At 69.1% G+C, this 19,692-nt stretch carries 15 protein-coding genes; 8 read left to right on the forward strand and 7 right to left on the reverse strand.

The window, feature by feature from the left end; genetic code table 11:
• Window positions 1–182 precede the first annotated feature (182 nt).
• Genes AC6EUH_RS09235 through AC6EUH_RS09255 form a run of 5 tightly spaced genes read left to right on the forward strand, consistent with a single transcriptional unit; the run spans window position 183 to window position 7,652 of the window.
• Window positions 183–1,520 carry an MFS transporter gene (locus tag AC6EUH_RS09235; protein WP_499738437.1) on the forward strand — a complete coding sequence of 446 codons (1,338 nt, stop codon included), beginning with the start codon at window positions 183–185 and terminating at the stop codon, window positions 1,518–1,520.
• Window positions 1,517–3,154 (forward strand): thiamine pyrophosphate-dependent enzyme, encoded by a 1,638-nt coding sequence (locus AC6EUH_RS09240; RefSeq protein WP_499738438.1) that lies wholly within the window; start codon window positions 1,517–1,519, stop codon window positions 3,152–3,154. The genes AC6EUH_RS09235 and AC6EUH_RS09240 overlap by 4 nt, the downstream gene beginning before the upstream one ends.
• Before the next feature lie 12 nt (window positions 3,155–3,166).
• Window positions 3,167–4,594, forward strand: a complete 1,428-nt coding sequence (locus AC6EUH_RS09245; protein WP_056427524.1) for a gamma-aminobutyraldehyde dehydrogenase — start codon at window positions 3,167–3,169, stop codon at window positions 4,592–4,594.
• Between the two features lie 19 nt (window positions 4,595–4,613).
• The gene (locus AC6EUH_RS09250; protein ID WP_056427521.1) at window positions 4,614–6,380 is read left to right on the forward strand and encodes an amidohydrolase; all 1,767 of its coding nucleotides are present in this window, start codon (window positions 4,614–4,616) and stop codon (window positions 6,378–6,380) included.
• 9 nt (window positions 6,381–6,389) lie between these two features.
• Window positions 6,390–7,652 (forward strand): M20 family metallo-hydrolase, encoded by a 1,263-nt coding sequence (locus AC6EUH_RS09255; protein WP_499738439.1) that lies wholly within the window; start codon window positions 6,390–6,392, stop codon window positions 7,650–7,652.
• 46 nt (window positions 7,653–7,698) lie between these two features.
• Here the strand turns inward: AC6EUH_RS09255 and AC6EUH_RS09260 are convergent, their stop codons facing one another.
• Window positions 7,699–8,490 (reverse strand): VOC family protein, encoded by a 792-nt coding sequence (locus AC6EUH_RS09260; RefSeq protein WP_499738440.1) that lies wholly within the window; start codon window positions 8,488–8,490, stop codon window positions 7,699–7,701.
• A gap of 93 nt (window positions 8,491–8,583) precedes the next feature.
• On the opposite strand from AC6EUH_RS09260, the gene AC6EUH_RS09265 reads away from it, so the two are divergent.
• Entirely contained in the window at window positions 8,584–9,183 is a 600-nt protein-coding gene (locus tag AC6EUH_RS09265; protein ID WP_499738441.1) for a YdeI/OmpD-associated family protein, read from the forward strand.
• Between the two features lie 41 nt (window positions 9,184–9,224).
• Here the strand turns inward: AC6EUH_RS09265 and AC6EUH_RS09270 are convergent, their stop codons facing one another.
• The 5 genes from AC6EUH_RS09270 to AC6EUH_RS09290 all read right to left on the reverse strand — a co-directional run bounded on the left by AC6EUH_RS09270 (window position 9,225) and on the right by AC6EUH_RS09290 (window position 16,551).
• Window positions 9,225–11,132: a glycogen debranching N-terminal domain-containing protein gene (locus AC6EUH_RS09270; RefSeq protein WP_499738442.1), complete on the reverse strand. Its 1,908-nt coding sequence runs from the start codon at window positions 11,130–11,132 to the stop codon at window positions 9,225–9,227.
• A 129-nt stretch (window positions 11,133–11,261) separates the two neighbouring features.
• On the reverse strand, window positions 11,262–12,437 hold the full coding sequence (locus AC6EUH_RS09275) for an ABC transporter ATP-binding protein (RefSeq protein WP_200913004.1): 1,176 nt from the start codon (window positions 12,435–12,437) through the stop codon (window positions 11,262–11,264).
• The gene (locus AC6EUH_RS09280) at window positions 12,434–14,026 is read right to left on the reverse strand and encodes an ABC transporter permease (RefSeq protein ID WP_499738443.1); all 1,593 of its coding nucleotides are present in this window, start codon (window positions 14,024–14,026) and stop codon (window positions 12,434–12,436) included. Before AC6EUH_RS09280 ends, AC6EUH_RS09275 begins: the two co-directional genes overlap by 4 nt.
• Window positions 14,027–14,030: 4 nt before the next feature.
• The gene (locus AC6EUH_RS09285; RefSeq protein ID WP_056427504.1) at window positions 14,031–15,086 is read right to left on the reverse strand and encodes an iron ABC transporter substrate-binding protein; all 1,056 of its coding nucleotides are present in this window, start codon (window positions 15,084–15,086) and stop codon (window positions 14,031–14,033) included.
• 166 nt (window positions 15,087–15,252) lie between these two features.
• Window positions 15,253–16,551, reverse strand: a complete 1,299-nt coding sequence (locus AC6EUH_RS09290; RefSeq protein WP_499738444.1) for a glycoside hydrolase family 76 protein — start codon at window positions 16,549–16,551, stop codon at window positions 15,253–15,255.
• Between the two features lie 172 nt (window positions 16,552–16,723).
• Between AC6EUH_RS09290 and AC6EUH_RS09295 the strand changes: the two genes are divergently transcribed.
• Both AC6EUH_RS09295 and AC6EUH_RS09300 read left to right on the forward strand, forming a co-directional pair.
• A complete protein-coding gene (locus tag AC6EUH_RS09295) occupies window positions 16,724–17,557 on the forward strand; it encodes an SDR family NAD(P)-dependent oxidoreductase (RefSeq protein WP_499738445.1) in 834 nt (277 codons plus the stop codon).
• Window positions 17,557–18,777, forward strand: coding sequence for an acyl-CoA dehydrogenase family protein (locus AC6EUH_RS09300; RefSeq protein WP_499738502.1), 1,221 nt, complete (start codon window positions 17,557–17,559; stop codon window positions 18,775–18,777). The genes AC6EUH_RS09295 and AC6EUH_RS09300 overlap by 1 nt, the downstream gene beginning before the upstream one ends.
• 33 nt (window positions 18,778–18,810) lie before the next feature.
• On the opposite strand, the gene AC6EUH_RS09305 is transcribed toward AC6EUH_RS09300, so the two are convergent.
• Window positions 18,811–19,644, reverse strand: coding sequence for a DUF1684 domain-containing protein (locus AC6EUH_RS09305; RefSeq protein ID WP_499738446.1), 834 nt, complete (start codon window positions 19,642–19,644; stop codon window positions 18,811–18,813).
• Window positions 19,645–19,692 lie beyond the last annotated feature (48 nt).

A 19,692-nucleotide genomic window follows, 5' to 3' on the forward strand; every position in this document is an offset into this window, starting at 1 on the left:
GCGCCGGTATGCGTGACACACTGCTAGTTATTTTGGAAAAAGCTACTGGCAGAATGGAACGAAGCACCCGGGTGAGCCCAATCACACCCCACGGAAGCATCCTCCCGGAGCCGGATTTAGCCCCGGATGGGGGAGGCCGCACCGGCAACCGCAAAGACCAGTCACATTTCTTTGGAGTAATCATGGCAAGTAGCGCAAGCAACGCCACCACCATCGCCAGCCCGCAGTCGCCAGGGCCCGTCGATGAGAGCGTGGCCAAGAAAGTCGCCCTCGCGGCCCTCGTCGGAACGGCGCTGGAATGGTACGACTTCTTCCTGTTCACCACCGCCGCGGCCCTGGTGTTCAACGCGCAGTACTTCGTGTCCCAGGACCCCTTCGTCTCGGCGATGAGCTCCTTCGCCACACTGGCCGTGGGCTTCGTGGCCCGCCCGATCGGCGGCTTCATCTTCGGCGCCCTCGGGGACAAGGTGGGGCGCAAGAAGATCCTGATGGTCACCATCGTGGGCATCGGCGTCGTGACCGGCCTGATCGGCCTCCTGCCGAACTACATGACCATCGGCGTCGCAGCCCCCATCATCCTGGTGGCGCTGCGGATCCTGCAGGGCCTGGCCGTCGGCGGCGAGTGGAGCGGCGCGGTGATCATCGCCGTCGAAAACGCCCCGGTCGCCAAGCGTGCACGTTACGCCGCCTTGCCGCAGATCGGTTCACCGATTGGCACCATCCTGTCCTCCGGCGGGTTCTTCGGCATGCTCTACCTGGTGGGCCAGGCCGACTTCGACGCCTGGGGCTGGCGAATCCCGTTCATCGCCGCAATCCCGTTGCTGGCCATCTCGATGTGGATCCGCAGCAAGCTCAGCGAGTCCCCGGAATTCGAAGCGCTGATGGAGTCCGGCGAGACCGAGCACGCCCCCATCCGCGGCGTGCTGACGAAGAGCTGGCGCCAGATCCTGGTGGGCATGTGCTCCGCGCTGCTCGGCATCGGCGGTTTCTACCTCATCACCAGCTTCGTGGTTTTCTACGGCACCAAGGTCCTCAAAATGCCTTATGAAACCCTGCTGCTGGGTTCGCTCCTCGCCGCGGTCTTCGAGATCTTCGTCCTCATCTGGGCCGGCCGCATGGGCGAGAAGTACGGCGCCAGCAAGGTGATCCTCTGGGGCGGCGTTGCCTCCGCGCTGGTGGCCGTCCCGGTCTTCCTGGCCATCGACACCGCCATCCCGGCCCTGGTCATCACCGCCATGATCATCGGTGTGTGCACCCTGTCCGTCCCGTACGCGGTGTCCGGCACGGCCCTCACCGCTCTCTTCGCCACGAAGGTCCGGTACACCGGCGTCGCCATCACCTCCAACAGCGCCGGCGTCATCTCCGGCTTTGTGCCGCTGATCGCGACGGCCCTGGTGGCCGCCAACGGCAACTCGTTCTGGCCCGGCGCCATCATCCTGCTGGTCGTCTCCGTGATGACAGCCCTGTCCGGGATCTTCCTCCCCGCGCTCAGCATCGAAGAAGAGGGCATGAAGCATTGAGCACGCCACAAACAACATCGACCACCGCCGGGCACCTGATTGTTGCCCAGCTCGAACGGGCCGGCATCCAGCGCGTCTACGGCGTCCCCGGCGAAAGCTTCCTGGACGTGCTGGACGGCCTGCACGGTTCCTCGATAGAAACCGTGGTGACGCGCCATGAAGGCGGCGCCGGCTTCATGGCGCTCGCCGAAGGCCGGCTCACGGAGCTGCCGGGCGTGGCCATGGTGACCCGGGGCCCCGGCGCCGCCAACGCCTTCATCGCCATCCACACCGCGCACCAGGACGCCACCCCCATGATCCTGTTCGTCGGCCTCATCCCGGTCGCGGACCGCGGCCGGGAGTCGTTCCAGGAATTCGATATCAACGCCTGGTTCGGCAGCACAGCGAAAAAAGTGGTGACGCTCGACGACGCCGCTTCCGCCGCCCGCGTGGTGGACGACGCCATCTTCACGGCGCTCAGCGGCCGTCCCGGGCCCGTGGTGATCGGCCTGCCCGAAGACGTGCTGGTCCACGCCATCGAGTCCGGAACCGTCGAGCCCCGCACCGTGGCCCGGACCGAACCCGCCATGGCGGACCTGGCCGGTCTGGAGACGAAGCTGGCCGCGGCCAGGAAACCCCTGATCGTGGTGGGCGGCGAAGGCTGGGACCAGGCTTCCTCGGACGCGCTGGCCGGCTGGGCCTCCCGCCACGGCGTCCCCGTGCTCGCGGATTTCCGCGCCTATGATGCCGTCCCGCACGGCAGCGACTCCTACGCCGGCTACCTCGGCTACGCCCGCAGCGACGCCAACGCCCGCCGCCTCGACGATGCCGACCTGCTCGTCTTCGTCGGCTGCGTCCGCGCCGACGTGCTCTCCGACGGCTACAAGCGCGGACTGGACGCCGTCACGGTCGTCGTCCACCCCGGCGCCGATCTGCTGGGCCACTTCGGCCGGCTGGACCAGCACATTCCCGCCCACGTGACGTCCTTCGCCACGGCCCTCGCCGCGACGGAATCCGCCGTGGAACCCGAGCCCGGCTGGCTGGCCGGCGCCCGCGCCGACTATGAGAAATTCTCCACGGCACAGCCGGACGGGGGCACCCATGTGGACCTCGCCGTCGTGATGGAAATCCTCAAGCAGGAAATGGATGACGACGCCGTCATCACCTACGGCGCCGGGAACCACTCGCTGTGGCCGGCCCGCTACCTGAAGCACAACACGGCGAACTCGCTCGCCGCGCCCCGGAACGGCGCCATGGGCATGGGGATCCCGGCGGCGGTGGCCGCCTCCCTGGCCTACCCCGGCCGCCAGGTGATCTCCGTGGCCGGCGACGGGTGCTTCCTGATGAACGGCCAGGAGATGGCCACGGCCATGGGCCATGGCGGGAAGTTCATCGCCCTGGTGGTGGACAACGGCATCTTCGCCACCATCCGGGAGCACCAGGAAGGCCACTACCCGGGCCGCCCCTCGGGCACCCACATGACCAACCCGGACTTCGCCGCGCTGGCCCGGTCCTACGGCGGCTACGGCGAACGCGTGGAGAAGACTGAGGACTTCGGCGCCGCCTTCCGCCGCGCCGTCGAATCCGGGCTGCCGGCGGTCCTGCACCTCCCGCAGGACCCCGCCACCCGCTCACCCAAAACTGCCAGCAACTGACCGGAGCCCGCCATGATCACCCTGCACAACATCATCAACGGTGAGATCGTCCCAGGCAGTGCCGCCGACGGTTCGGCCGGGTCCACCCTGCCGTTCTTCGACCCCGCCTCCGGAGTCCAGCTCGGCACCGCCCCGGACAGCGACGCCGCCACCGTGGACCGTGCCTTCCAGGCCGCCCACACCGCCTTCCAGAGCTACAAGCGGACCACCCCGGCCGAACGCCAGGCCATGATGCTCAGGCTCGCCGACCTCATCGAAGCCAACGCCGACCGGCTCCTGGACGCCGAGGTAGCCTGCACCGGCAAACCCCGCCCGGTCACCCGCGAGCTCGAGATCCTCCGCGGAGCAGACCAGCTGCGCTTCTTTGCCGGCGCCTGCCGCGTGGTGTCCGGAACCGCGCAGACCGAATACGTCCGCGGCTTCTCCTCCACCGTCCGGCGGGAACCCCTCGGCGTGGTCGCCCAGATCACCCCGTGGAACTACCCGTTCATGATGGCCATCTGGAAGATCGGACCGGCGCTCGCCGCCGGCAACACCCTGGTGCTGAAACCGGCGGACACCACCCCCTGGTCCACCCTCATCCTGGGCGAGCTGGCGCAGGAAGCCTACCCGGCCGGCGTCGTGAATGTGATCTGCGGCGGCCGGGGGACCGGGGCCGCCATGGTGGAGCACGAGATCCCGGAAATGGTATCCATCACCGGCTCCACCCGGGCCGGGGCGCAGGTGATGTCCGCGGCGTCGAAGACCCTCAAAGACGTTCACCTGGAACTCGGCGGCAAGGCACCCGCGATCGTCTTCGCCGACACCGACATTGACCTGGCGGCCCGGGAGATTGCGCTCGGCGCGTTCTTCAACGCCGGACAGGACTGCACCGCCGTCACCCGTGTGCTTGTGGAGGAATCCATCCACCACGAGTTCGGCACAGCGCTCGCCGACGCGGCCGCCGCGCTGCAGGTCGGCGGCGACGCCGCGGATCTGGGACCGCTGAACAGCGCCGCGCAGCTGGACCGGGTGGAGGGCTTTATGTCCCGGCTCCCCGCAAACGCCAGGGTCCTCGCCGGGGGCAAGCGCACCGGCGCCGGGTTCCACTTCGAACCGACCGTGATCGACGGGGTCTTCCAGTCCGACGAGGTGGTCTGCGAGGAGATCTTCGGACCCGTTGTCACAGTGCAGCCGTTCGCCACGGAGGCGGAAGCCATCGAACTCGCCAACGGGACGAAGTACGCGCTCGCCTCCAGCGTTTGGTCGAACAACCACGGCGTCGTCACCCGGGTATCCAACGAGCTGGACTTCGGCGCCGTCTGGATCAACTGCCACCAGGTGATCCCCGCCGAGGCCCCGCACGGCGGTTTCAAGCACTCCGGCACCGGCAAGGACCTCTCCGTCTTTGGCCTGGAGGACTACACCCGCATCAAGTCAGTCACCACCTCCCACCGCTGAGAACCACGCTAGGTATCCCATGAAACTCGATCTGTTGCTGCGCAACGCGGACATCATCACCATGGACGAGCGCCGCCCGCATGCCACCTCGCTGGGGATCTGGCAGGGCCGGATTGTGGGCCTCGATGATGACCTGGACGGGCTGGAAGCGGCCGAGGTCCTGGACCTCGCCGGCGCCACCGTGACCCCCGGCTTCATTGACGCGCACTGCCACACCACGTGGTTCGGTCTTGGCCTCGGCGAACTGGACGTCTCCGCCGCGCGCGGGCTGAACCAGCTCTACGCCCTTCTGGAGGCCGGCATGGCCGCGGACGGCGCCGCGGTCAGTTCCGCAGGACAAGGGACAGAGCCCCGTGCCACAGCGCCGGCACCGGACTGGCTTCTCGCCACCGGCTTCAGCCAGCAGCAGCACGGCGGCGAATTCCCGGACATTACCGTCCTGGACCGGATCACGGGGAACCGGCCGCTGTTCATGCGGCACAACTCCGGCCACATGGCCATCGTCAACACCGCCGCGCTCCGCCTGGCCGGCGCCGACCAGGCGTCGTTCCCGGACCCCGACGGCGGCGTGATAGTCCGCGACGCCGCCGGCCGGCCCACGGGGCTGGTCCAGGAAACGGCCCAGCAGCTGATCCAGCAGCTGATCCTGCCGTATTCCAGCGAGGCCATCGAAGCCGCGCTGGACCGGGCCACCAGCTACTACGCCGCGGAGGGCATCACCAGCTTTACCGAGGCGGGGATCGGCGGCGGCTGGATCGGCCACAGCCCGGTGGAGTTGGCCGCCTACCAACGGGCAGCGTCGGCGGGCCGGCTCCACGCCCGGGCGCAGGTGATGCCGGTCCTGGACGTGCTGCACCCCCTGGGCGGCCAGAACCCGCCGGACGCGGCAACGGCCGGCCTGGACCTGGGCATCACCAGCGGCTTCGGCGGCGAATTCCTGTCGCTGGGCCCGGCGAAGGTGTTCCTGGACGGCTCCCTGCTGGGCGAAACGGCTGCGGTCAGCCAGGACTACTGCAGCCACGGCGGAACGGACAACACCGGCAACACCGGATATTTCCAGGCCGAACCGGAGGAGCTCCGGACGAAAATCGAGGCCGCCTACGCGGCGGGCTGGTCCATCGCTGCCCACGCCATCGGTGACCGCGCCGTCGATCTCGCGATCGACATCATCACGGACTGCGCCGCGAAGTACGGCCGGCGGGCCGTGCCCAACCGGATCGAACACGCCTCGATGACCCGGCCGGAGCAGCTGCACCGGCTGGCCGCCGCGGACATCGCCGTCACCCCGCAGGCCAGCTTCTTCTTCGACGGCGGGGACGGCATGACCGCCTCGCTCGGTCCGGAACGGCTGGGCTGGGCTTACCGTGCGGCGTCGTTCCTTGCCGCGGGGGTGACGCTCGCCGGCAGCTCCGACCGGCCCGTGGCGGACGGAAACGTGCTCCGGGGCATGCAAGCCTTCGTGGACCGGCGCACCGCCTCCGGCAACGTGTTCGGCAACCCGGACGAACGGCTGAGCCCGTTCCAGGCCCTGGCGGCATACACCACGGAAGCCGCGGCGGCCACCGGCGCATCGCACCTCAAAGGCTCGTTGATCCCCGGAAAACTCGCCGACTTTACCGTCCTCTCCGGGTCCCCGCTTTCCGCCGGCAGCATCGCGGAGCTCGAGGTCCTGGCCACCGCCGTCGGGGGTAGGTTCACGTTCCGGACGCCCGGCCTGCAGCCCCGGCCGGCGGACGACTCCGCCGTAACCACTCCCAGCCTCAGCCCAGCCTCCAACCGTTCATAGGGGAACACCGTGACCACTCAGACCAGCTTCAGCACCCGCGACGCCGCATTTGTGCGGGACTTCCACATCATGAGCGCGTTCGGCGCTACCGCGAACGGCGGCGTCGAACGGCAGGCCGCCAGCGTGCCGGACGGCGAGCAGCGGCAATGGCTCACGGGCCTGCTGGAGGCCCGGGGGTTCACCGTCGAGTTCGACCGGGCCGGCAACCAGTGGGGCCTGTACGAGGCCGTGCCGGGGGCCCCGTTCGTGGTGGTGGGTTCGCACATGGATTCCCAGCCGACGGCGGGACGCTACGACGGCGCGTACGGCGTGCTCGCCGCGGCCCACGCAGCGTTCCGGCTCGTGGAGCAGTGGGCAGCGGCCGGACCCGCCGGGCAGCCCCGGTTCAACATCGCGGTGGTCAACTGGTTCAACGAGGAGGGCTCCCGCTTCAAACCGTCCATGATGGGCTCGTCCGTCTACACCGGCAAACTCGAACTCGAAACCGCGCTGGCCACCACGGACGCGGCGGGAGTCTCGGTCCGCGATGCCCTGGACGCGATCGGCTGCCGTGGCAGTTATGAGGGCCCCGAAGCCGCCTACTGCGCTGAAATCCACATCGAGCAGGGCCGGAGCATGGAGCGCGAAGGGATCACGATCGGCCTGGTGAGCTCCAACTGGGCGGCCAACAAATACGAGTTCGTGGTCCACGGCGAGCAGGCCCATACGGGCTCCACCGTGATCGCGGACCGGAAAGACGCGTTGCTGGGCGCCTCCATGATGGTGGTCGCCGCCCGGGAACTCGCCGACGCCTTCCCCGGCGTGCTGCACACCTCCGTGGGGCAGCTGACCGTGTACCCGAACTCGCCCGTCGTGGTGCCGTCCCGGGTCAACCTGCTTCTGGACCTGCGCAGCGCCGATGAAGCGGTCCTTGCTGAGGCGGACGCGCTGCTGCACGCGCGAATCCCCGAGATCGAGCGGCTGGCGAACGTTACCGTCGAACGCAACCACGGCCACTCCTGGCCCGTGACGCCCTACCAGCCCGAGGGCGTGGAACTGGCTGCCAAGGTCGCGGCGGACCTGGGCCTGTCGAACAAGCAGGTTATGACCCTGGCCGGCCACGATTCGACCAACATGAAGGACCTTGTGCCGACCGTGATGCTCTTTGTGCCCAGCGTGGACGGGATCTCCCACAACGAGCACGAATACACCACAGACGAGGACATCGTAGCCGGGCTGACGATGCTCACCGAAGTCGTCAACCGCCTGTGCAACGGGGCGCTCGAGGACTGACTCCGGCCGCGTCCTCAACCGGCAGCCGGCACCCTGTGCCGCATCATCACCCGGCAGCGGGCGCCGCGGATATCCAGAGCGGCGGCCGGGCGGCGGTGCCGCCCGCATCGGGGTTGGCCACGTGAAGGGTGGGGACGGCAGCCTCCTCGATGACCGCCGCCTCGTGTCCGGCCTCCTCCAGGCGCTGACGCAGGGCGCCAAGGTCACCGGCGTATTCGAAGCCCAGGCCGGCGCTGCCGGCCCCGGTTCCGGCACCGACCATCAGGACCCCGCCGTTTTTCGCCGTGAACGCTTCCGACTCGGCCGTGTCCGCGTCGGCATCGCCGCCGGCGGAACCGCCGCTGCCCGGGACCGGGCGGGGCCGCGCGCCGATGTTGCGCAGGGTTTGGGCCGCGGCGACGGCGTCTTCTGCGAACCAGACGCCGACGACGGCGACGCCCGGGTCCGCCTCCGGTGACCCGCCCCAGCTGCCATCGCCGGCGCGGGCGGCCGGATCGGCCAGGAAACTGAAACCGTCCGCGGCCGTGATGCGGCAGGACGGACCATGGTCCGCCTCGATGAGCTCGGCGGTGGTGCCGCCGGACGTGGTGGACTCGGCGGCCCCTGCCTCCTTGGTCCGGCGGGCGAACTCCTTCAGGTCTCCCACCTCGACGCCCAGGGAGGTGCTGCCGTCCTCGGGCGAGCCCTGTTCGGCGACGTGGAGGGCGAGGCGGCCGGAACCGGCGTCGAACTCCCGCCAGGTGGGCTCGTCAACTGTCTTGACCAGGCCCAGGCCCGTGAGTAGCCGCTCCCATTCATCAAGACGGGAGGTGAAGTGGATCGGGCGGACACGCAGCATCGTTGCTCCTCAAGGTTGGAACGGATTCCGGCTCTCAGGGATATCGTCCCACCAAAGCGGCCGGAACGGGCCAGTGCGGAGCACAATGGTGCCATGGCTGCTGAACTCGAGGAACTGCTGGTGAAGGACGCGGTGCAGTGGCGCGCCTGGCTGGAGGAACACCACGCGGACAGTCCCGGCGTCTGGCTGGTGCTGCATAGGAAGGGCGGCGCCGTGACGGAACTGGACTACGAGGCCGCCCTGCAGGAAGCCCTGTGTTTCGGCTGGATCGACGGGCAGGGACGGCGCCGCGATGAGGAGAGCTCGTTCCAGCGGATGACCCGCCGGGGACCCAAAAGTGTGTGGTCCGCCCGGAACGTGGAGCGGATCGGGCGCCTCGAGGCCGCCGGGCGGATGGCTCCCGCGGGACGCGCCGCCGTCGACAGCGCAAAGGCGGACGGCCGCTGGGAAGCCGCCTACTCCGGAGCGGCGGAGGCCGAAGTGCCGGCGGATCTCGCCGCTGCCATCGCGGACGTACCGCGGGCGCAGGCGATGTTCGACGTCCTGACCTCGGTGAACAGGTTCGCCCTGATCTACCGGACCAACGGCGTCAAGCAGGCCGCCACCCGGGAGAAGAAGATCGCGGGTTTCGTCGAGATGCTCGCCCGGCACGAAACGCCCTACCCGCAGAAAAAACGTCCGCCGGCGCCCTGACGGCGGCCCGCGGCCTGCACCCGGACCGTGGTCCGCGGACCCTAGAACCCGACGCCCATGGCCTGTGCGATCACGACGGCGGACGCCGAGGACCACGCCTGCGGGTGGCACGACGCCGGATACGGCACCGCGTGCCCCGCCTCCTCCGCCGTGATGCCCGCGAACAGTTCCGGCAGGCGGTGGCCGAAAGCGCCGGACGCGGAAAGCAGCCCCTCGGCGATGGTCCGGGCTTCGGCCAGGAAACCCTCGGCGAGCAACCCCCGGACCGCGATCGCGGTGTCGTGGCTCCAGACCGAACCGCAGTGGTAGCTGAAGGGCCAGAAGCCGGCGGCCCGACGGGAAATCGTGTGCACCCCGTAACCGGAGAACAGTTCGGGGCTCAGCAGCCGGTCCGCCACGAGGCGGGCTTCGGAAGCATCCAGGATGCCGGTGCCCAGCAGATGCCCCATGTTGGAGCCCGGGATGTCCAGCGGCTCGCCGTGCCCGTCGAGGGCCATGGCAGGGAAGGGGCCGCCGTCGTCCTCGACCCAGAAGCGCTCGCGGAAATTCTGCTGTAGCGCTTCGGCAAAGTCCCGCAGCGCCTGGCCGCCTGGTTCGCCGTAGGCATCGAAGAGATCGGCCGTGTCGACGGCGGCCTGGTAGGCGTAGCCTTGGACCTCGGCCAGCGCGATCGGGCCGTCCGCCTGGCGGCCGTCGCGGAACTGCATGGCGTCCCCGGAATCCTTCCAGCCCTGGTTGCTGAGGCCGTGGCCCGTAGCGTCCTGATAGCTGAGGAACCCGCCGTTCGGGCTGCCCGGCGCACCCCCGGCGGCCAGCAGCCACTCCACCGCATGCGCTGCGCTGGGCAGCAGCGAACGGACCGTGGCGTCGTCCAGTCCGGCCTGGCCCAGTTCGGCCAGCAGGCACAGCCACAGCGGGGTGGAATCCACTGCGCCGTAGTACACGGGCGGCAGGCGCAGGCCCTGGCTCTCCAGAATGAGCTCCTTGGACCGGAGCTCATGCAGGATCTTGCCGGGTTCCTCGGCGGCGCCCAGGTCATGCCGGGTGCCCTGGAACGCGGCCAGGGTGCGCAACGTTCCGGCGGCGAGCCCGGCGTCCAGCGGCAGGAGCATCCGGGCGGCCCAGAGCGAGTCGCGTCCGAACAAGGTGAAATACCAGGGCGCCCCCGCGGCGAGGAACGGCGCGTCGGGCAGCTTCCGGGCTGCCAGGCGGAGACCCGCGAGATCGTCCAGGGCGTTGTCCAGCAGCAGGCCCAAGGCGCCCGACGGCTCGGCTCGGACCCGGCGTGCGGCTGGCGGCCGGGCCGCCACGACGGCATCGTCGCTGTCGGCCAGCACGGCCTGCCATTCCGCTTCGAACGGGCGTCCCCGCCCTGCCGTGCCGCGCCAGACGAGCCTTTCGCCGGCGGCGACACTGCCGGGGGCCGCTACCGTCAGGGTCCGTCCGCCGTCGCGCCAGCGCAGCGTCGAATCGTCCGCCGAGAACGGCTCGGCGGGATCGCGGAAGCGGCTGAGACGGATGGCGGCCATGTCGGTGAAGTCCGCGGCGAGCTGGATTTCGATTTCCACGTCCAGTGACTCGAGGGAGGTGGCCAGGTGAAGGGAGTGCCGGACGACGCCGGGCGTGACCGTCCAGATCTGAAGCAGTTCGACGGCGGGATCCTCCGTCGGCCCCGGGATGCCGCGGACCAGTCCACGCACGCGCAGCACACCGCCGGCCTCTGCCTCGACCGTGGCGGGCTCCGGCTCCATGCCGTTCACCCGGACCTCCGCCCGGCATAGCATCCGGGTGTCCCCGTGCAGCAGGCCTGTGAACCAGCCGCCGCCCGCTGCGCTCGAGGAGCCCGGGCCGCCGGGGACGCTGGCCAGCCGACCGTCGGCGTCGAGCCACAACTGGGTGGGGGCGGCCACGGAGCAGTGCTGGCGGTGGAGCGCTGGCTGAACTGTCATGCGCCCCACCCTATGCCGGGAGCAGGACCGGCTCAACGGGCCCCGCGGGGAACAACCGCCCTGTTATTGCAAAGGCCCGCCAAGGCCGGCTAAGGCCAGCCGGTGAACGGGCGGCCGTTCGGGCAGCCGCTAGGCCGGCGGCAGGTCCTCCACCGGGAAAGCCACTGCCTCGCCGACGACGCGGAGGCACAGCTCCGTTCCGGGGCGGGCGATCGAGGCGTTCCAGTGCCGGATGGTGATGATTTCGCCGCCGCCGGGATAGCGGTGGTCGGCCACGGCGCCGGCCGCGAGGACGGGCGGGACGGCGAGCTTGAGCCGCACGGTGGTTTCCGGCCCGAAGTAATCCGTGTCCACGACGACGCCGCGGATGGGGCCGTCCTCGGCGATCCGGATCTGCTCCGGGCGGAGCATGAGCTGGACCCGGCCCTGCGCCGGGGGCCGGCGCACGGGGATGCCGCCCAGGGAGCACGTGGCCAGGGAGCCTTCCATCCACGCGTCGAGGATGACGGCGTCGCCCAGGAATTCAGCGGTGGCGCGGTCCGCCGGGCGCGTGTAGACGATGAACGGGTTGCCGATCTGCGCCAGCCGACCGCCGCGCATCACCGCCACCTGGTCCGCGAACGACAGCGCCTCGCCCTGGTCATGGGTGACCAGGATGGTGGTGACACCGGCGTCGTGGAGCACCTTGCCCACCGCCCGGCGCGTGGCCACGCGCAGTCCGGCGTCCAGCGCGGAGAACGGTTCGTCCAGCAGCATCAGTTCCGGTTCGCGGGCGAGGGCGCGGGCCAAGGCCACCCGCTGCTGCTGCCCGCCGGAGAGTTCGTGCGGGCGGCGCTTGGCCATGGCAGGGTCCAGCGAGACCATCTCGAGGAGTTCAGCCACGCGGGACTTCACGCCGCGGTGCCCGCCGGGGAGCTTGGCGGCGTCGAGGCCGAAGGAGATGTTCTGCCCGACGTTCAGGTGCGGAAAGAGTGCACCGTCCTGCGCCACGTAGCCCACGTGGCGTTTGTGCGCCGGGACCCAGACGCCTCCGCCGGCCACTTTGCTGCCGCTGAGCGAAATGCTGCCGCTGTCCGGGTGCTCAAATCCGGCGATCAGGCGCAGCAACGTGGTCTTGCCGGAGCCGGAGGGACCCACGATCGCTGTCGTGCCGCCCTTGGCCACCGAAAGGTTGACTCCCTGGAGGACGGCCTGGGAGCCGAAGTTCTTGGTGACGGAGTCGATTTCCAGATGGCTGTTGGTGCTGGTGGCCACGGACGCGGCGATCCGCGGTTCCGGGAGTCGGGAGGGGCTGTAGTCGGTCACTGTCCCGCTGCTTTCTTGGACTGCTGGAAGAGAAGGTAGGTCATCGGTGCCGAAATCAGGATCATCAGCAGGGCGTACGGCGCGGCGCCGGCGTAGTCGATTTCGCTGCTCTTGCTCCAGAACTCGGTGGCGAGCGTCCGGGTGCCGTTGGGGGAGAGCAGCAGTGTCGCGGTGAGTTCGTTCACGATCGCCAGGAAAACCAGGGCGGCGCCGCCCGCGGCGGCCGGGGCGGTGAGCCGCAGCGTGACCCGGAGGAACGCCATCAGTGGCGGCTTGCCGAGCGCCTGCGCGGCCTCGTCGAGTTCCTTGGGCGCCTGGGCCAGGCCGGAGCGGATATTGACCAGCGCGCGCGGGAGGAAAAGCAACACGTAGGCCGCGATCAGCAGCGCCGTCGTCTGGTACAGGTCCGGGGCCGCCTTGATGCTGACCGTCACGAAGGCCAGGCCCACAACGATCCCCGGCAGGGAACTGGTGATGTAGTTGGACAGCTCCAGGGCCTTGCTGAACCAGCTGGGGTGACGCACGGCCAGGTATGCCATCGGGAAGGCGACGACGGTGGTGGCCAGGGCGCCGGCGAGGCCGTACATGAGGGTCTGCAGCAGGGCCGGCAGGAACTCGTCCGCGGCCCAGATCTCCGGGCCGCCGGCCACGATCCAGCGCAGCACGAAGGTCAGTGGCAGCCCGAAGGCCAGCGCCGTGAGCGCCGCCAGGAAAAGCTGGGCCGGTAGCTGGTAGACGTGCAGCGGAAGACGCAGGGCGCTGGCCTGGGCGCCCGAGCCGATCCTGGCGTACCGGGCACTGCCGCGGCTGCGGACTTCGATCAGGAGCAGGATCAGGCAGAGGAACACGAGGACACTGGCCAGCATGTTCCCGGCGGTGCCGTTGAACGTGGACTGGTACTGCACCATGATCGCGGTAGTGAACGTGTCGAAGCGGATCATCGCGAAGGCGCCATACTCGGCCAGCAGGTGCAGGGACACGAGCAGCGCGCCGCCCGTCATCGCGATGCGCAGCTGCGGCAGCACCACCCGGAAGAACGTGCGCCAGGCGCCGAGCCCCAAGGCGGCGGCGGACTGCTCAATGGCCGGGTCCAGCCGGCTGAGCGTGGCCGCGGCCGGGATGTACACGAGCGGGAAATAGGAGAGCGTGGCGATCAGCACACCGGACCACAAGCCCTCGAGTGACGGGACCGCGGAGACCCAGGCGTAGCTGTTGACGAACGCCGGGATGGCCAACGGTGCGGCGAGCAGGACGGCCCACCACTTGTGCCCCCGGAGCGTGGTCCGTTCCACCAGCCAGGCCCCGCCCACGCCCAGGGCCAGGCAGAGCGGCACGGTGATCGCCATCAGCAGCACCGTGTTGAGCAGGAGCTCACCCACCCGCTCCCGGAAAATCAGGGCAACAGCGGTCTCCCACCCCGTGGCGGCCGTCATCACGATGACGTAGCCCAGCGGGATCAGGGAGAACAGGGCAATGAGGACGGCCAGGACGGACACTGCGGATACGCCGAAAGGCGGGCGGGGGCGTTTGCCCCTGCCCGCCGTCGCCGTGCTCCCGGAAGTCCGGGGAGCCGCCACCTTGGTTGTCACCTGGTTACAGCAGTCCTGCCTTGGTCATCAGCTCGGTGACCTTTGCGGAGTTGAGCTTGGCCGGATCCACCGTAGGGGCTTCCAGTTCCGCCAGCGGGACCAGCTTCTCGTTCGCCGGGACATCGGAGGCGATGGCGTACTCGAAGGACGTGCCCTTCTGGAGGATCTCCTGGCCCTTCTTGCCGGTGATGAACTTGACGAAGGCCTGGGCCGCCGCCGCGTTCTTCGAGGACTGCAGCACCCCGCCGCCGGAAACGGACACAAACGCGCCCGGGTCCTGGTTCTTGAAGTAGTACGGGGCGACGTTCTTGGAGTTCTCGCCGGTCTTGGCCTGGTCGCCGTAGTAGTAGTAGTGGTAGATCAGGGCGGCATCGACCTCGCCGGCGTTGACTGCCTTCATGGCCGTGCTGTTGCCCTTGTAGGCCTTGGAGTTCTCCTTCATGCCCTTGAGCCATTCCTCAGTGGCAGCTTCGCCCTTGAGTTCGAGCAGGGCGGAGACGATCGCCTGGAAGTCGGCGCCGGACGGCGAGGCCGCCCACTTGCCCTTCCACTCCGGCTTGGCCAGGTCCAGCATGGACTTGGGCAGCAGGTCCTCGGTGAGCTTGGTCTTGTCGTAGACCAGCACCGTGGAGCGGGCCGCGATGCCGGTCCACTTGTTGGTGGAGGGCCGGAATTCAGCGGGCACCTGGTCGATGGTGGCCTTGTCGACGTCGGCGAAGAGGCCGGCGTTTTCCACCTGGGCCATCGCCGGGGAATTTTCGGTGAGGAAAACGTCGGCCGGGGACGCCTGGCCCTCCTGAATGATCTGGTTGGACATCTCGGTGTCCGAGCCCTGGCGCAGGGTGACCTTGACGCCGGTTTCCGCGGTGAACGCGTCCACCCATTCCTGCGTCAGGGATTCATGCTGGGCGTTGTAGACCGTGATCTCGCCGGAGATCTTGCCGTCAGCGGCGGCGCTGCTGCTGGGGGAAGTCGAGGCGCCGGAGCCACAGGCGGCCAGGCCGAGCGCGGCGGTCGCGGCCAGCGCGATACCGGCCAGCGCATTGTTGCGGATCTTCATGGGGCTACTTTCTGCAAGGAAGTTCGTAGGGACCCTAGCCCCCTGTGAGCGGGGGAAGTTAGGGCGTGCTCACTACGAAAAACTGTAGGTTAGCCAAACCTAAGCAACCAAGCCGAGAGCGCCTTAAGTGACGAGGATCACATGGATTACGAAACTATTGCGTGACTTAATTCCCTGACTGGGACTCCGCGGGTGATTCCGCCGCCGGACCCGCCTCGCCCGGCTCAACCTGTTCCCGCGCCGCGTCCTCCCGCTCTGTACCTTCCGGCTCTGCCGAGCCGGATCTTCCGGTAATTGACGCGGCCGCTTCCAGCACCATCCAGGCCTGCAGCTGGGTGGAAAGCTCGACGGCGGCGCCCGTCGGGTAGCTGCGCCGTGCCGGCAGCTCAGGGCGGGCAGAGAACAGGATCCTGCCGCCCTTGCGCGCCAGGGGTTCCTTGGAGGACACGATGCGGCGGCCCTCCCAGAAGGCCTCGGCGGTGTCGTTCACGAGCGTCGCGGCAGTCGTCCGGACCTCCTGCGGAAGCCGCTCGTCGACGGCGGCCAGGGCCAGGTACCGGACGAGGATGCCGGTGAAGAGCCCGCCGTCGCCGGTACCCTCGCAGCGCAGCACCGTGGCGCTGCGCCCCATCAGCGGCGCCGGGAGGGTGAGGTTGCGGGCCACGGCGGCCACGAGGGCGGACGCGCGGGCCAGGTTGGTGTCGCCGCCGAGTTCCAGCAGCGCGCCGAGGACCGGCCCCTGGTTGTAGGTGTAGATGGCGCTCTCCAGCACCACGTCGCCGCCCGGGGCGATCCGCAGTCCGTCCTGGTACATCCCCTGTTCGGGATCGAAAAGCCGGGCATCGAGCCAATCCAGCAGGGCCTGCGCCCTGGCCGCCTTGCCGGTGCGGGCGAAGTAGAGCGCCACGGGCGCCGTGGCCGGGGTGTTCTTGAAATCCCGCTTCTTGCTCCAGAAGGTGCCCCCGCCGAGGTCATCCGTGGAGGCGGAATCAAACTGCAGGGTGAGGCTCTGCAGGACCTTGGCATTGCGGCGGCGTCCCGCCGCCTTGCGGCTGTCCTCTGCGAGCGTCTCCAGCCGCAGCGTGGAGAGCGCCAGCCAGGCCATGTCGTCGTAGTAGTTATTGACGAAAGTCAGGAAATTCCGCAGCCGGATCCCGGTGACCAGCTGGGACGCGAGCCGGCCGGCGCTGGGGCGGTTCTCGCCGTCGAACCGCGTGCCGGGACGGCCCTCGGTGCCGAGTTCCCGGCGGCCGGTGTCCACGAGGCAGTCCACGTAGTGCGCCTGCCACCAGTAATGCCAGGGCCGGGCGAGGTTCTTGACCCGGCCCGAGGGCCGCACCACCGCGGCGATGTGCGTCCCCGGCAGGAAGAAGAGCCGCTGCCCGAACAGCCTGGTCACCGAGCGGGCCGCCTCGTCTGCCCGGAACGACCAGTTGGGGGCGGTGGAAATCTCTGCTGGGGTCATGGCTCCAGCCTACTGGCGGCACGGCGTCCGGGCCGGGATCGTCGCGGCATCGCGGGGTGAAGGTGCAGAAAGTCCGCATTCCAGTTAACATTCACTAACTAATGTTCCCTGCAGATTCGTGACGCTGCACACAGCGCCGCGGCGGGTTCCGGTTCCACATCAAGGAGGATGCATGGACATCAAAGGTACAGTCGCGCTGATTACGGGCGGGGCCTCGGGCCTGGGCGCCGCGACGGCCCGGCGCCTGTTCGACGCCGGTGCCTCCGTGGTCCTGGTGGACCTGCCAAGCTCCGCGGGTGACGCCTTCGCCGCCGAGCTGAATGCTTGGGGGGAGGTCCACGCGGACGCCCCCGCCGCCGGGAACCGGAAGACGCCTGCCCACAAGGCGGTCTTCGTTCCCGCAGACGTCACCAGCGAGGAGCAGGTGCAGGCCGCCGTCGACGCCGCCGTCGCCCTCGGCCCGCTGCGGATCGTGGTCAACTGCGCCGGAATCGCCACCCCCGGCAAGGTCCTGGGCCGCGACGGCGTGCTGCCGCTGGAGAGCTTCAACCGCGTCATCCAGATCAACCTCGTGGGCACCTTCAACGTCATCCGGCTTGCCGCGGCCGCCATGGCGGCCACGGAGCCGGCCGTGACCGAACTCGGCGGACCGGAGCGCGGTGTCATCATCAACACCGCCTCCGTCGCCGCATTTGACGGCCAGATCGGCCAGCCGGCCTACGCCGCCTCCAAGGGGGCGGTGCACGCCATGACGCTGCCGATCGCCCGCGAACTGGCGCGCTCGCTGATCCGGGTGGTCACCATTGCGCCGGGCATCTTCGAAACACCGATGATGGCCGGGCTGCCGCAGGAGGCCCAGGATTCCCTCGGGCAGCAGGTGCCGCACCCGTCCCGGCTGGGCAGGCCGGCGGAGTACGCGAACCTCGCGGCGCACATCGTGGAGAACGCCATGCTCAACGGCGAGACCATCCGCCTCGATGGGGCCATCCGGATGGGGCCGAGGTGATGCGGGCCGGTCTCGCCCAGTCCCCGGCTGCTGCCTCCGTCGAGGGGCTGCCGACGGCCGATTTCTTCGACTTCGAGTCGATGCTCGACGCTGCGGAACAGGCGAAGCTCGCCGAACTGCGGGAGTTTCTGGCCCGCGAGGTGGCGCCCTTCGCTGGCGAATGGTGGAACAAGGCCGAGTTCCCCGCACAGATCCTGCCCAAGCTGGCGGCCCTCGAACTGAGCGCACCGGCCCAGCGCGGCTACAGCAATCTGTTCGCCGGGCTGGTCATCGCCGAGATGACCCGGGTGGACACCTCGCTGGCAACCTTCTTCCTGGTCCACCACGATCTCTTTGTCGAGTCCTTGTACGGTTTCGGCTCCGAGGAGCAGAAGGCACGCCTGCTCGACGACGCCGCGAACCTCCGGACCACCGGCGCGTTCGCGCTGACCGAACCGGAGCATGGCTCCGACGTGGCCGGCGGCATGGAGACGGTCGCCCGGCGTGTGCCCGGCGGGGCGCCCGACGGCGGCGACACCTGGGTGCTCAACGGCGCCAAACGCTGGATCGGCAACGGGACGTTCTGCGACTACATGCTCGTGTGGGCGCGTGACGAGGCCGGCGGCGCCATCCGCGGCTTCATCGTGGACGCGACCCTGCCCGGTGTGACCCGGAGCAGGATCGAGAACAAGATCGCGCTGCGCACGGTGCAGAACGCTGACATTGTCCTCAAGGACGTTCAGGTGGCAGAGTCAGACCGCTTCGCCGGGATCAACAGCTTCGAGGACACGAACGAACTGCTGCGCGGCTCGCGGATCATGGTCGCCTGGCAGGGCGTCGGCCAGCAGCTGGCGGCGTTCGACGTCGCCCGGCAGTACGCCGTCGAACGCCAGCAGTTCGGCCGGCCGCTGGCGAAATTCCAGCTGGTCCAGCAGCAGCTGGTGACGATGCTTGGCAACGCGGTGGCGAGCATGGGCATGATGGTCCGGATCGCGCAGCTTCAGGACCAGGGCGCAGCGGACATGCCGCAGGTGGCCTTGGCGAAGTCCTATGTGAGCGCCCGGATGCGGGAAACCGTGGCGATGGGCCGGTCTCTGCTGGGCGGCAACGGGATTGTCACCGACTACCGGATGGCCAAGATCTTCGCCGACGCCGAGGCGATCTACACCTACGAGGGCTCGTTCGAGATCAACACGCTCATCGTGGGCCGCGCCGTGACGGGGGTTTCCGCGATCGTCTGACCGGGGCCTTCCCCGGGCGCCTTACCCGGGCGCCTAGAACAGGCCGGGCTCTTTCTCCCCGGCCTCGATCCGGTAGTCCAGGCTGTTGTTTTTCACCGGCATGGGGCACGTGCCGTACGGGGTGAAGGCGCTGGGGTAGTTGATGGCCCGGTTGAAGTCCAGGCTGACCGTGCGGTTTCCCAGGGAGTCGACGCGGGGCCGGGCGGTGGAGACCTTCCGCCACTCATCCGTTAGTTCTCCGTTGGTCTCGTCGTGGAACGTCACCGTTAACGCGCCGAGCTTTTCCTCCTCGGCCTGCAGGTGGAACTCGTGGTCCTTGCCGGGGAGCCGGAACACCAGTTCGCCCACCGAGCGGTGGACCCCGTCCACCAGCGGGTTGGCCGTGCCGACCGGGACGTCCACGGGCTCCGGATAGGGCCGGAAGCTGGCCTCGACCACCAGGTCCGGCCGGTAGTCGAAGGTGGGGACGCCGTCGAACCCGGTGAACACGGGCGACGTTGAATCCCGGGTGCGCAGGGCGTACCTGCTGGCGCGCATGGCCAGTTCCACCACCACCTGCCGGCCGTCCTCGCCGCCGTACTGCACCCACAGCAGGGACTCCTCGTTAGACAGGGTTGCGCTGATGGTGCCGTCCACGGGTTCGCCGGTCTCCACGAGGGTGAGCCCGTCGGCCGCCGCAGCGGTGAGGTACGCCGTCGTGCCGTCCGAGGACCAGCGGCCGGGGACGAGTTCGACGGCGGCCGGCTGGTCTTCCAGCCACTGGAAGGACGTCAGGGTCAGCCAGCCGTAGTCGCTGGCCAGGGCTGTGTTGCGGCTGTTCCGGAAGCGCTGCCAACGGGCGAGGAGGGCGTCAGAAACGGGATGCATGGTGCTCGCGGGTTCCTTCCAGGCAGTGAACGGCGTTCGCTACCACCC

The organism is Arthrobacter sp. 001422645 (assembly GCF_059816125.1).